Source organism: Brucella grignonensis (genome assembly GCF_002252505.1).
In the GTDB taxonomy this organism is placed as follows: Bacteria; Pseudomonadota; Alphaproteobacteria; order Rhizobiales; family Rhizobiaceae; genus Brucella; species Brucella grignonensis.
The window spans coordinates 60,969-73,696 of sequence record NZ_NNRL01000158.1 but is presented as its reverse complement, the minus strand read 5'-3'; the positions used below and the strand labels follow the sequence as shown (position 1 = coordinate 73,696).

Sequence of the window (12,728 nt, the reverse complement as noted above, 5' to 3'; positions counted from 1 at the left end):
ATGAGATTACTTTTTCTTGGTGACATGGTGGGCCGGTCGGGGCGCACGGCGGTCTATGAAAAGCTGCCGGGGCTGATTTCTGATCTCAAGCTGGATTTTGTGATCGTCAACGGTGAGAATGCCGCTGGCGGCTTTGGCATAACCGAAGAAATTTTCCACGACACGATCCGCGCGGGTGCGGATGTAGTGACGACGGGAAATCATGTATGGGATCAGCGTGAGGCGCTGGACTTCTCCAAGCGTGAAGACCGTTTCTTACGTCCCGCGAACTTTCCGAAAGGAACGGCTGGTAAGGGCGAGGGGCTTTACATCGCCAAAAACGGTGCGCGCGTGCTGGTTTCCAATGTGATGGGCCGCGTGTTCATGCATCCGGACCTCGATGATCCTTTCATCGCTGCCGAGAAGATTCTTGAAGCCTGCCCGCTCGGTGAACAGGCGGATGCGGTATTTTTCGATTTTCATGCGGAAGCAACCAGCGAAAAGCAATGCTTCGGCCATTTTGTCGATGGTCGTGCCAGCGCCGTTGTTGGAACGCATACCCATGTACCGACCGCGGATTGCCAGATCCTGCGCAACGGTACGGCCTATATGTCTGATGCAGGCATGTGCGGCGATTATGACTCATCGCTTGGTATGGACAAGGAAGAGCCGCTCAACCGCTTTCTGTCGAAAGTACCAAAAGGCCGTTTTGAAGCGGCCAGCGGGCCGGCCACGATTTGCGGTGTCGGGATAGAGATATCGGATCGTACAGGACTTGCAGAAAAAGCGGCCCCTTTGCGTATCGGCGCAAGGCTTGAAGAGACCATTCCATCGTTCTGGAAATAAAGCATTTGAGCCAAAAGCGGGAACGGCTGTAACGCTTCATTTTGTGCTGATTTAGGAAGTTATCGTCAATCGGGCGGCTGATTGCAGATAGGTGATCGCCGCCGGTTGAACGTTTTTGCGGAGTTCCTATTTCCTGGCGATGAGCTTTCGTAAGGGGACACGACTCAATGGAATTCTTTGCCGAGCATCTGGCATTTCTTTCAAGTCCAGGCGGATGGGCCGCACTGATTACGCTGGTGACGATGGAAGTCGTCCTTGGCATCGACAATCTTATTTTCATATCGATTCTGACCAATAAGCTGCCCGCCGAGTTGCAATCCAAAGCACGGCGCATTGGCATTGGTGCAGCGCTCATTTTGCGTCTGGCATTGCTGTTCACGATCTCCATCATTGTGCAGCTGAAAGAACCAGTCTTCCACGCCTTCGATCATGGCTTCTCCTGGCGCGATATTATTCTGATCGCCGGTGGTCTTTTCCTCGTGTGGAAAGCGACCAAGGAAATCCATCACACTGTCGATCCGGAAGACGGTAAGGAAAACATCGGTGGCAAAGTCGTTCAGCTGACGATGGGTGCTGCCATTGTGCAGATATTGATCCTCGATCTGGTGTTCTCGGTCGATTCGATCATTACTGCTGTCGGTATGACCGACGAGATTGCAATCATGGTCATTGCAGTGCTTTCTGCCGTTACAGTCATGCTGCTCGCGGCCGACCCGCTGTCGCGGTTCATTGCCAACAATCCGACCATTGTGATGCTGGCACTGGGCTTCCTGTTGATGATCGGCATGACGCTGATTGCCGATGGCTTCGGCTTCCACGTGCCAAAGGGCTATATATATGCGGCTATGGGCTTCTCGGCGCTGGTCGAGGCTCTCAATATGCTGGCCCGGCGTAAACGAAAACAGGGATAGTTGTTTGAAACGAAAAGCCGCCCTTTGATGAAAAGGGCGGCTTTGCTTTATCTCATGATCTTATGGCAATTTTGACATTCGCATAGTTGTCGGTGACAGAGATGCGCGTGCAAAGATCAGACCATTCGCAGGAGCAGCAGGCTTTGCGTAGGCTGCCTTCGGCAAAGGCTGAGCGCATCTGAGCGAGCTTCTCTGTGTTGAGGTTAAACAATGTGCCTGCAGAGAGCGTTGTGTCCAACAGATCGGATACTGCCTCAAGCGCCAGTTTGTCACGAACGGTGACGCTTCTATTGAAGCAGTGGCAATCGCCTTCGCAAAGCAGGGGTTGGCAAATATCGTCAGGCCCGGCGACGAGCTCGATATCTTCTCCTTGCATGAGCCGTCCGGCAATCGTGTCGTAGTTTTCCACGAAAGCCGGACTGTAGCCTTTGCCAATATAGGTCAGCATGCAAAGAAGATGGTGGCCGCGCAGGCGAACGGTCATCGTTTCGTATCAGGCCTTCGCCGATGCTTTGAGAATTGCAGCGCCGAGCGCAGATTTGATGAGCGCACCAATGAGGAATGGCGTTACGCCAAAAGCGACGGCCTTTTCAATGCCGATAGCGCCTGCAAGCCAAGCGGCACCCAGTGCGAGGCAGAGAAGGTTCGCAGCGAGAAACGATACAAAAGCAAGACCAAAGCGTTTGCCGTTCCAGCCACGTTCTGCCAGATAGCCTGTCATGGCTGCGATGATCGGAAACGAGACGAGATAGCCCGCCGTTGGACCAGCAAAATGCTGAATACCGCCTGCTCCACCAGCCAGAACTGGCAGGCCGATCATGGCTTCGCCGAGCCAGGCCAGAACGGTAACGAAGCCAAGACGCCAGCCATATAGCGCACCAATCAGCGGGACGATCAGTGTCTGCAGTGTGATCGGAACCGGAATCATCGGTACTGCGACCTGTGATGAAATCGCCAGAACCAATGTGCCGAATGCAACGGCTGCGAGACGCATTGCCGGTGAACGGGATTCCAGATTGAGTGGGCTGAACGTTGCGCGGGATTGCGTGATGCTTACCATAGCGTCCTCAAATTATAGATAAAAACTAGATTCGATCTATTTAAGTTCCTGCGAAATGGTGGGTTTGGCAAGTGCGAAATTCATAAAATATATAAATCGCCATTCCCGAGGCTTAAGCATCGGGAATACAAGGAACAATTGATGTGTTCTTGAATTGGTCAGCCGACGATTGCGAAGGAATCGCGTGTTTTGCCGGAAGCAGTCTTGACCGGACGATGGCCAATCCACTGCACATGACGGGCAAGAATCGTGGCAGCAACGTCGACATCATTCTGCCGGAGCGCCGTCAGAATTGCGCGATGATCGTGATCTGTCCGGGTTTCCCATTCCGAGCGCCAGGTGGCAAACAGAAAACGCGCACTGGCCGCGTGAAGATCATCTATGGCTGCTAACAGGCGGGGCATTTTGCAGGGTTCGAGAATCAATCGGTGAAATCGGCGATTGGCATCTTCCCAGCTTTTCACATCGCGCGATTTATCACCCTCAAGGGTTGCCTGTTCTGCAGCATCGAGTGTGGCGCGGGTGATATGAGGGGCCGCATGACGCAGCGCCAGGACTTCCAGTGCTGCCCGCATTTCGGCTACTTCATGGAGTTCGCTGATATCAAATGACGCAACACGCACACCCCGGCGTGGTTCCGAAACGGCAAGTCCTTGCGCCTCAAGCCGCCGAAAAGCCTCGCGCACAGGCACATGGCTGGTCTCAAATTCTTCGGCAATATGATCCTGCCGCAGTTTGCTGCCCGGCTCGATCTCGCCCGCAATAATACGGTCCGCGAGGATGCGGCTGATGCGGACGGCTATGGTTTCGCCGGGAATGTCACTGGAGCGCTGATTCATGATTTTATAGATAATTTGTTTGCAACATCACGTCGAGGCTTAAGTGCATTATCGACATAGGAAACAGCAAATTAGCGCTTTTGCTGGACGAATGAAGCTCAATTCCTTATAACGCGCGCATTCTGCACGGAAAGCACGGTGGCCCGAGCTGTGGCCTGCCCTATTCTCATGTGACGCTTTCTCCGTGCGCTTCATTAGAACAGAACAGGGGTGCCATGGCTGGCCATTCACAGTTTAAGAATATCATGCACCGCAAAGGGCGCCAGGATGCCGTGCGGTCGAAAATGTTTTCCAAGCTCGGACGCGAAATTACTGTCGCGGCCAAGCAGGGTCTGCCTGACCCATTGATGAACCCGCGCCTGCGTCTGGCAATTCAGAACGCCAAGGCGCAGTCGATGCCGAAAGACAATATCGAACGCGCCATTAAGAAGGCCGCTGGCAACGACGGTGAAAACTATGATGAAGTGCGCTACGAGGGCCGCGGCCCGGGCGGCGTGATGGTCATCGTTGAAGCGCTGACCGACAACCGCAACCGTACCGCATCCAATGTTCGTGCGGCTTTCACCAAGTCGGGTGGCGCGCTGGGCGAAACCGGCTCTGCAGCTTTCATGTTCGATCGCGTTGGCGAGATCGTTTACAAGATTGCTGTTGGCGATGCCGACAAGGTCATGGAAGCGGCTATTGAAGCGGGTGCCGATGACGTTCAGTCCGGCGAAGAAGAGCATGTGATCCTCTGCGCCTTTGAAGACATCGGTGAAGTGTCCAAGGCTCTCGAAGCCTCGTTGGGTGAAGCCGAATCGATCAAGACGATCTGGAAGCCGCAGACCAATACTGAACTCGATGAGGAAAAAGCACGTTCCGTCCTCAAGCTTCTCAATGTTCTCGAAGATGATGATGACGTTCAGAATGTCTACAGCAACTTTGAAGTCAGCGACGAAGTCATGGAAAAGCTGAGCGCCTGATTTTAAGCTACAGTACATCAGATGAAAACTCCCGGCTTGTCCGGGAGTTTTTTATTGGGCGCGTTTCTTGAAATTCGGACAACAAAAAACCTCGCTAGAGCGAGGTTTTTCATAAGTTCATCAATGACGGTATTAGATACCGAGATTGCCGAAACGGTTCTTGAACTTGGTTACGCGGCCACCGCGATCAAGCAGGGTCTGCGAACCGCCGGTCCAAGCTGGGTGCGTGGTCGGGTCGATATCGAGGTTCATCGTATCGCCTTCTTTGCCCCAGGTCGAGCGGGTCGAGTATTCGGTGCCATCGGTCATCACGACCTTGATGGTGTGGTAGTCGGGATGGATATCAGCTTTCATCTTCTCAATCCTGAAAGTCTGGGAAGAAAAGCCCAGCTCTAATGTTTAAAACTGCGGCACTTTCGCCCAATGGCAGATATGAAGACCCGTTACTTGCAGGCAACGGCTTCCAAAAGGGTTGGCGAGCCTATACATCAGGCGCACAGCAATAACAAGGGCGCAATCTCAAGAATGGCCAGCAGAGACAGTCAAATTCGCATGAATCCCGATTTCGATGCACAGGAAGGCCGTAAACGCCGCTCGCTGAAGCCTCTGAAGCGTATGATCCCCTTCCTTTCACGCTATAAGATTCTGGTTGTGGGCGCTCTTTTCTCGCTGGTTCTTGCTGCCGTGACGACGCTTGCCGTTCCAGTCGCCGTACGCCGGATGATCGATCACGGTTTCACGGGCGCTAATGCGATCTTCGTCAATAATTACTTCGGCATGCTTGTTGCACTCGCGCTCATTTTGGCCGTAGCCTCGGGGCTTCGCTATTTCTTCGTTATCTCGCTCGGTGAACGTGTGGTGGCTGACTTGCGCAATGCGGTGTTCTCGCATGTCACCAGTCTTTCGCCGGAATTCTTTGACCGCTCGCAATCGGGCGAAATCGTTTCGCGTCTGTCGGTCGATACCACGCAGATCAAGTCAGTTGTTGGCGCGACCGCTTCTGTTGCACTACGGAACCTCATTCTCGGCATTGGCGCGCTTATCATGATGGTGATCACAAGTCCGAAGCTCTCGGCACTGGTGATAGGGGCCATTCCGCTGATCGTTATTCCGCTGATTGCTTTTGGTCGTTCAGTACGTCGTCGCTCGCGCATGACGCAGGATATGCTTGCCCATGCCAATGCCTATGCGAGCGAACAAATCGGTGCCATGCGTACGTTGCAGGCCTTTACCAATGAAAACATGGTGGTGAGTCGCTTTGCGGGCGCGGTTGAGAAAGCCTATCAGGCTGCACGTTCCTCGATCAAGGCACGCGCAATCCTGACCGGGTTCGCGATTTTCCTGATCTTTTCCAGCGTTGTCGCTGTACTTTGGTTTGGCTCGCGGGATGTGCTATCCGGCACCATGACCGCTGGCACATTGGGTCAGTTCGTTCTCTATGCCGTCTTTGCGGCCAGCGCCTTTGGCGCTCTTTCGGAAGTGGGCGGTGAACTCGCGCAGGCGGCTGGAGCCACAGAGCGTCTTGCAGAGATACTCGATGAGAATCCCGATATTGCAGCGCCTTTGAAGCCAGTCGCATTGCCAGAACCGCCGCGTGGGGAAATCAGCTTCGATAAGGTACACTTCTCTTATCCGACCCGTCCTGATGCTCCTTCACTCAATGGTGTGAGCTTTACTGTAAAGCCTGGTGAGACGGTTGCTATCGTTGGGCCATCAGGTGCAGGTAAAAGCACGATCTTCTCGCTGGTGATGCGCTATTACGATCCACAGGCTGGCTCTGTGCTGATGGACGGTGTGGTGCTGCCTGAAGCGGATCCTGTCGCTGTGCGTGCGCGTATTGCTGTGGTGCCACAGGATGTAGCAATCTTTGCAACCAGCATTCGTGAGAATATTGGTTTTGGCAGACCGGGTGCGAGCGACGCTGACATTGAAGCGGCCGCGAAGGCCGCTTTGGCGCATGATTTCATTCTGGCGCTGGACAAGGGCTATGACACAGAGGTTGGTGAGCGCGGTGTGACGCTTTCTGGTGGTCAACGTCAGCGCATTGCTATAGCGCGCGCTATCTTGCGTGCTGCACCGATCTTGCTGCTTGATGAAGCGACATCAGCGCTGGATGCAGAAAGCGAAATGCTGGTGCAAAAGGCGCTTGATAGTCTGATGGATAATCGCACGACGCTTGTCGTCGCTCATCGCTTGGCGACCGTGCTTAAAGCGGATCGTATTCTGGTGCTCGATAAGGGCCAGATTGTCGAAGAAGGCACGCATCAGACCCTTGTTGCACAGGGCGGCATTTATGCGCGCCTTGCCAAGCTGCAATTTGAGGCAGGTGCAGGCGTTTTCGGCAAATGAAAAGGGGGCCATTGAGCCCCTTTACTTATTTTGCGCGCATCTTATCCGAAAACCGCTTCACACTTTTCGGGATGCGCTCTTTTATCTCTCAGTCAGCTTCAGCTCGATACGGCGGTTTCTGGCGCGGGCATCGGGTGCGTCGGAACTATCGAGTGGCTGATATTCGCCAAAGCCGGCTGCGACAAGTCTGTTGGCGGGAACGCCATTTGCTATCAGATATTTGACCACTGCCGTTGCGCGCGCCGAAGAAAGTTCCCAGTTGTCCCGGAAGCGACCCGTGCCCGTAAGCGGCACGTTATCGGTATGTCCATCCACACGCAGTACCCAGTTGATGTCGTCCGGGATCTCCTGATTGAGCGTAATGACGGCATCCGCAAGTTTCTTCATTTCCTCCTGACCGGCAGGATTGAGGTCAGATGAGCCTGTAGGGAAAAGCACTTCCGACTGGAACACGAAGCGGTCGCCGACAATGCGGATGTTTTCCTTGTCCGACAGGATCGCGCGCAGGCGGCCAAAGAAGTCGGAGCGGTAGCGGTTGAGTTCCTGCACCCGCTGTGCGAGCGCCACATTAAGACGGCGGCCAAGGTCGGCGATCTTGGCATTCGATTCGCGATCGCGCGATTCGGAAGCGTTGAGCGCATCTTCGAGCGCCGCGATCTGGCGCCGAAGGGCAGAAATCTGCTGATTGAGCAGTTCCACCTGCGAAAGCGCCTGTGCACTGACCTGCTTTTCCGCATCAAGACTCTGGCTCAGTTCACCTGCGCGCTTTTCTGCAGCAGCACCTGCGCCGGTTCCTTCATTGAGCAGAGCCTGCAGGCGGGAACGCTCGCTTTCAGCGCCCGATAGCGAGGCTTGCAGGTTGGCAATCGTGTCCTGCATATCCTGCGAATTGCTTTTTTCAAGCGATAGAAGCTGTGTCAGCTCCTGTATCTGGCTGTTGAGACGTGCAAGGGCGCTGTCCTTGCTGTCGACATCGCGGCTTAACAAAAACTGTCCCAACACGAAGACCGTCAGTAGGAACATAATGGCCAGAAGCAGGGTCGTCAGTGCGTCGACAAAGCCAGGCCAGTAATCGACATGACGCTGAGGGCGGCGGTTGCGAGCAAGAGCCATGATGATTACTCCGGTCGCTTGCCGTCGGTCGGACGCTCATTTACGGCTTTCGTGCCGATGGCTTTGTTGAGACGGTCGAGCGTCTCGCGGATGGCTTTTTGTTCTTCCGCCTGTTTTTCGACCCAGTCGCGCATCATCTGCTGTTCGCTACGCATGCTTTTGACCAGTCCCTGAATGCCTTCAGCCAGATTGGCGAGCGCCGCCGATGTGCGCTGGCTGGAGGCCTCGCCACCCTGCAGATTTTGAACATGTTCGGCGAGATTGCGCATGCCACCGATATTATCTTCCGGTGTCAGATCGGAGTTAAGATCCGTGACCGACGAAAGCCAGTTTTCAAGTTCGGTGTAGAAGCGGTTTTGCGCGCGTCCTGCTTGCAGATCGAGAAAGCCCAAGATGAGCGATCCGGAAAGGCCGAAGAGTGAGGAGGAGAATGCGGTGCCCATCCCGGAAAGCGGTGCTTGCAAGCCGGCTTTGAGCGAATCGAGCACATCGGTTGTACTGCCCGAACCTGGATCGAGTGATTGAATGGTCTTGCCGATGGAGCCGACGGTCTCCAGCAGCCCCCAGAACGTGCCGAGCAAGCCGAGGAACACCAGAAGGCCGATCAGATAGCGCGATATATCGCGGCTTTCATCAAGTCGTGTGGCAATCGAATCAAGGATGGAGCGCATAGACGCTGTCGTGAGCGCCATGGATTGTCTACGTCCGATCAAAGCACGCATCGGAGCAAGCAGCACAGGCGGGCGCGTGGCTCCGTCGCGTTCGCCGTCGCGGAATGAATTGACCCAGCGGATTTCCGGAAGCAATCGCAGTACCTGCCCGAATGCCAGTAGAACGCCAACGAGTAGCACAAAGAGGATCAGGCCATTGAGGCCGGGATTGGTGACGAAGAATGTGTGGATCTGTCGCATGAGCACCGCTGCCAGGAATGCAACGATGATGAGAAAGATCACCATGGAGAGAATGACAATTCTCGGGCTGCTCAGGCGGTAGGGGTCATAGTCCCGTGCATCGTCCAGTCGTTCCCGTGAAAGTCTCAAATCGCTCATGCGTCCTGCTCCATGGTCGGGTGCTCAAACAGAATCCTACTTCATTAGTTCATGAAGCGGAATCATCTCAAACAAGAAAATTGCACAGCTTTATGACGTTGGCTGTCAGCTTTGTGATGAGGTCAAAAACAAATCTCAAAATGCAGATTCTATATCAAAATTGGTAGCAATTCTAACTTTAGAGGGTTATTATATAAATATAATAAAGTATCATAGCAATTTAAATAATATATTGGTATTTTTAATTATATGATTTTGTTATTTATTCTTATTTGCACTCAAATAAAAAATGGGAGAATAACATGCATTGGTGGAATGTTGTTTGGCAAGTACTAGAAGTTATCGGTAAGTTTCTTTCTAGCTTCTAATATTCTTAATTAGTTTGTAATTAACTAAAGACAAAGCCGAGTGATTTATCGCTCGGCTTTGTTTGTGGACTTTGCCTAGTTGATCCAAAAGAAAAAGAAGGCGGGATCAATAAAGCAGTGGGATTGGCTTTTAGATAGGTTTCTTGATCGTCTTCAACAGTGCGCCGTGAATGACTTCATTGCCAGCAATAATGGTCTTGGTGCCGAAGATATCCTGCCCGCCATTCTTATCGGAGATAAAGCCGCCTGCTTCGCGGATCATCAACATGCCGGCGCCGAGATCCCACGGATGCATGCCATCTTCCCAGAAGCCGTCAAGTCGGCCTGCAGCAACATAGGCCAGATCAAGGGCAACAGCACCCATGCGGCGAATGCCAGCTGTTTCGGCCATGACATTGCGCAGTTCCACGAGGTAATGGCCGTGATGGCCGCGACCCAGATGTGGAATGCCGGTGCCGATCACGCAATCGACCAACTTGGAACGAGCCGCAACACGCAGACGACGATCATTGAGGAACACGCCACCGCCGCGTTCAGCGGTGTAGAGTTCGTCCATCGCTGGATTGTAAATGACGCCAGCAACAATCTGTCCCTGACGCTCGAGAGCGATAGAGACTGCAAAAACTGGAATACCGTGCAGGAAGTTGGTAGTGCCATCGAGTGGATCAACCAGCCAGCGATGCTGACCATCCTTGGATTCAACCTCACCCGATTCTTCCATCAGGAAGCCGAAATCAGGGCGGGCGCGACTCAATTCCGTGTAAATGATCTTTTCCGCTTTGCGGTCCGCCTGGCTGACGTAGTCGCCGGGGCCTTTAAGGGAAACCTGAAGGTTCTGGACTTCGCCGAAGTCGCGCGCAAGGCTGCGGCCGGCCTTCATTGCGGCCTGTACCATGACATTGAGAAGGGCTGAGCGGGCCATTTCTTTTATCCTTTTTGGCGTGATCCCGAAACGTGGCTTCCAGCTGGATCACACAGTTATAGTAGACATCTTGATGCTTCGGACGCGGAGACGTCTGAAAACAATCGGGGAATTGAGTAATCTGAGAAAGAACAGTCACAGTTTAGAGCGCATCTTGTCCGAAAACCGATATACACTTTTCGGGATGCGCTCTAGCTGTGACAAAACATGCGGCGCCTGAAACAAGCGCCGCATGTTGATAAACGTGTTTATGCGCGGCTGATGTAGGTCAGCTCGTTGGTGTCAACGATGACGCGTTCGCCGGATGCGATGAACGGTGGAACCAGAATGCGGATACCGTTTTCAAGTACAGCTGGCTTGTAGGAAGAAGCAGCGGTCTGGCCCTTGACGACCGGATCGGCTTCGGTGATCGCAAGTGTCACCTGTTCTGGAAGACGAATGCCGATTGGCTTTTCTTCGTAGAGTTCAACTGTGACCATCATGCCGTCCTGAAGGAAGGCGGCGCGGTCGCCAACGAAATCTTTCAGAAGTTCGAGCTGTTCATAGGATTCGGTATCCATGAAAATCAGCGCTTCGCCCTGTTCGTAAAGGAACGAGAAGTCCTTCTGTTCCAGGCGGACGCGCTCAACGGTTTCAGCTGCGCGGAAACGTTCATTGAGCTTGGTGCCCGTGATGAGGTTCTTCAGTTCAACCTGATTGTAGGCGCCGCCCTTGCCGGGCTTGACAGCATTGGTCTTGACCGCAGCCCACAGGCCACCGTCATGCTCGATGACATTGCCGGGGCGGATTTCGTTACCATTGATCTTCATGAGCTTAATCCGGGAATAAATGTGAAAACTGTTGCGGCCCGGCGCATCACGACAGAAAGGCAATCTCCCGCTTTTTTTCGGGGATTGCGTCCATCTTTAACTCGAACCACGATAATAGGGTCTCCAAGACCATAAAACGAGGCTTTGTGCAAGCCTGAGCAAGCATTCAGCTTATTTTGAATCCCGAAATCAGCGTCAAATTGATCAAATAGGTCGTGATTTTTCAGGTCTTTTTGATCGCATAGCTCTGGGTTTCATCGCAATTTCGTGTAGCTCGGTGCCAAAATCTGCCCTATGTCCGAACACAAGTTCCTCTGTGAGGCCGCAGGAGATTTGATTTTCCGTGGTCGGTTTTGTCCTCTCAAGCGGGCAAGGTACGGTACCTGTGTCGATGATGCTGGCAAAAAGGCTTATGAAAGCCAGTAAGGCCAGCTCCTGGGGAATGGGTCAAAAGGCAAAGAATGAAAAAGCGCGTCCCTTTTGGTGACGCGCTTTTTGCATTTCTTAATATGGACGATGCTCGATATTACCGGAGTCGCAGAGTGTTTGCGGTCTGGATGGCTTCTTTGAGTTGCTCGTCGGACAAGCCGTCCATCATGTCATTGAGATCCGGCGAATGGAAACCGGCGCGCTGCGCAATGACATACCAGGCGGCGGATTTTACCAGGTCGCCGTCTGTGCCGATGCCATCACGATAAAGGCGGGCGAGCCATGCCTGAGCCAATACCATACCGCGCTGGGCGGCAATCTGCATCCAGCCAAAGCCCTGTTCGTAATTGCGGTCGCCGCCACGGCCTTCGATCAGCCAGCGTCCTAGATCATATTGCGCAGTATCGTAGCCCTTGCGCGCTGCAAGAAGCAGATATTCCCGCGCCTTTTTGTCATCCTTCGCAATTTTGTCCGTGCCATTGGCGTAAACTTGGCTGATTGCATATTCCGCATCGGGCAGTTTTGCCGCCGCAGCCTTTTCAAACCATGGGAAGGCCTGATCAACTCCTGCTTTGCCGGATGCCTTCATCATGACAAGCTGGCCGTAATTGAACTGTGCCATCGCATTGCCGCCTTCGGCTGCCTTTTGCATCAGTTGAGTAGCTTTGGCGGTGTCTTTTTGAATGTATCGGCCCTGAAGCAAGAGGGCAGCGTAGCGAAATTGCGCTTCGTTGACGCCATTTTCTGCGGCCTTGGCATACCATTCGGCAGCTTTCTTCTGATCGGCAGGCACACCCAGCCCACGGGCGTAGATTTCAGCGATAAGAGTTTGTGATGCCGGGTCACCTTTTTCGGCCTGTGGTTTGGCAAGATTAAAAGCCGTCAAATAGAGCCCGCGCTGATAAGCACCAAAAGCCTCATCGGCAGGTTTGTCGCCAAACCGGCTGAGGTCGATGTGGGGTAAGGTGTTCGTGGACGCGGGCTGCGGGAGCATCTTTGGCTTCTCCACAGGCTTGTCGCTTTTACCGTCATGTTTTTTTTGTGCGCCCGCCGGTTCGCTTGCAGCCATTGCAGCAGGAACAGACGCAACAA

At 53.5% G+C, this 12,728-nt stretch carries 13 protein-coding genes; 4 read left to right on the top strand and 9 right to left on the bottom strand.

Features of this window, described 5'->3' with window-relative positions:
* Together CEV33_RS09990 and CEV33_RS09985 are read left to right on the top strand one after the other, a co-directional pair.
* Complete coding sequence (locus tag CEV33_RS09990; protein ID WP_024895734.1) at positions 1 to 825, top strand: TIGR00282 family metallophosphoesterase; 825 nt, start codon at positions 1 to 3, stop codon at positions 823 to 825.
* A 167-nt stretch (positions 826 to 992) separates the two neighbouring features.
* A complete protein-coding gene (locus tag CEV33_RS09985) occupies positions 993 to 1,736 on the top strand; it encodes a TerC family protein (protein ID WP_094540351.1) in 744 nt (247 codons plus the stop codon).
* Positions 1,737 to 1,788: 52 nt separating this feature from the next.
* On the opposite strand, the gene CEV33_RS09980 is transcribed toward CEV33_RS09985, so the two are convergent.
* From CEV33_RS09980 to CEV33_RS09970, 3 genes are all read right to left on the bottom strand, one after another.
* Entirely contained in the window at positions 1,789 to 2,220 is a 432-nt protein-coding gene (locus CEV33_RS09980) for a DUF1284 domain-containing protein (protein ID WP_094540350.1), read from the bottom strand.
* Between the two features lie 9 nt (positions 2,221 to 2,229).
* Positions 2,230 to 2,796 (bottom strand): biotin transporter BioY, encoded by a 567-nt coding sequence (locus tag CEV33_RS09975; protein WP_094540349.1) that lies wholly within the window; start codon positions 2,794 to 2,796, stop codon positions 2,230 to 2,232.
* Positions 2,797 to 2,954: 158 nt separating this feature from the next.
* Positions 2,955 to 3,635, bottom strand: a complete 681-nt coding sequence (locus CEV33_RS09970; RefSeq protein ID WP_094540348.1) for a GntR family transcriptional regulator — start codon at positions 3,633 to 3,635, stop codon at positions 2,955 to 2,957.
* Positions 3,636 to 3,850: 215 nt separating this feature from the next.
* On the opposite strand from CEV33_RS09970, the gene CEV33_RS09965 reads away from it, so the two are divergent.
* Positions 3,851 to 4,597 carry a YebC/PmpR family DNA-binding transcriptional regulator gene (locus tag CEV33_RS09965; RefSeq protein ID WP_024895729.1) on the top strand — a complete coding sequence of 249 codons (747 nt, stop codon included), beginning with the start codon at positions 3,851 to 3,853 and terminating at the stop codon, positions 4,595 to 4,597.
* A 132-nt stretch (positions 4,598 to 4,729) separates the two neighbouring features.
* On the opposite strand, the gene rpmE is transcribed toward CEV33_RS09965, so the two are convergent.
* Entirely contained in the window at positions 4,730 to 4,951 is a 222-nt protein-coding gene (rpmE, locus tag CEV33_RS09960; protein WP_024895728.1) for a 50S ribosomal protein L31, read from the bottom strand.
* Between the two features lie 69 nt (positions 4,952 to 5,020).
* On the opposite strand from rpmE, the gene CEV33_RS09955 reads away from it, so the two are divergent.
* The gene (locus CEV33_RS09955) at positions 5,021 to 6,946 is read left to right on the top strand and encodes an ABC transporter transmembrane domain-containing protein (RefSeq protein WP_094540347.1); all 1,926 of its coding nucleotides are present in this window, start codon (positions 5,021 to 5,023) and stop codon (positions 6,944 to 6,946) included.
* An 81-nt stretch (positions 6,947 to 7,027) separates the two neighbouring features.
* Here CEV33_RS09955 and CEV33_RS09950 read toward each other — a convergent pair whose 3' ends face one another.
* The 5 genes from CEV33_RS09950 to CEV33_RS09930 form a co-directional block, all read right to left on the bottom strand.
* Positions 7,028 to 8,059: a peptidoglycan -binding protein gene (locus CEV33_RS09950; protein WP_094540346.1), complete on the bottom strand. Its 1,032-nt coding sequence runs from the start codon at positions 8,057 to 8,059 to the stop codon at positions 7,028 to 7,030.
* 5 nt (positions 8,060 to 8,064) lie between these two features.
* Positions 8,065 to 9,108, bottom strand: a complete 1,044-nt coding sequence (locus CEV33_RS09945; protein ID WP_094540345.1) for a MotA/TolQ/ExbB proton channel family protein — start codon at positions 9,106 to 9,108, stop codon at positions 8,065 to 8,067.
* A 498-nt stretch (positions 9,109 to 9,606) separates the two neighbouring features.
* Positions 9,607 to 10,398 (bottom strand): inositol monophosphatase family protein, encoded by a 792-nt coding sequence (locus CEV33_RS09940; RefSeq protein ID WP_094540344.1) that lies wholly within the window; start codon positions 10,396 to 10,398, stop codon positions 9,607 to 9,609.
* 248 nt (positions 10,399 to 10,646) lie between these two features.
* Positions 10,647 to 11,207, bottom strand: coding sequence for an elongation factor P (efp, locus tag CEV33_RS09935; RefSeq protein ID WP_094540343.1), 561 nt, complete (start codon positions 11,205 to 11,207; stop codon positions 10,647 to 10,649).
* Between the two features lie 526 nt (positions 11,208 to 11,733).
* The gene (locus tag CEV33_RS09930) at positions 11,734 to 12,705 is read right to left on the bottom strand and encodes a tetratricopeptide repeat protein (protein ID WP_374817812.1); all 972 of its coding nucleotides are present in this window, start codon (positions 12,703 to 12,705) and stop codon (positions 11,734 to 11,736) included.
* Positions 12,706 to 12,728 lie beyond the last annotated feature (23 nt).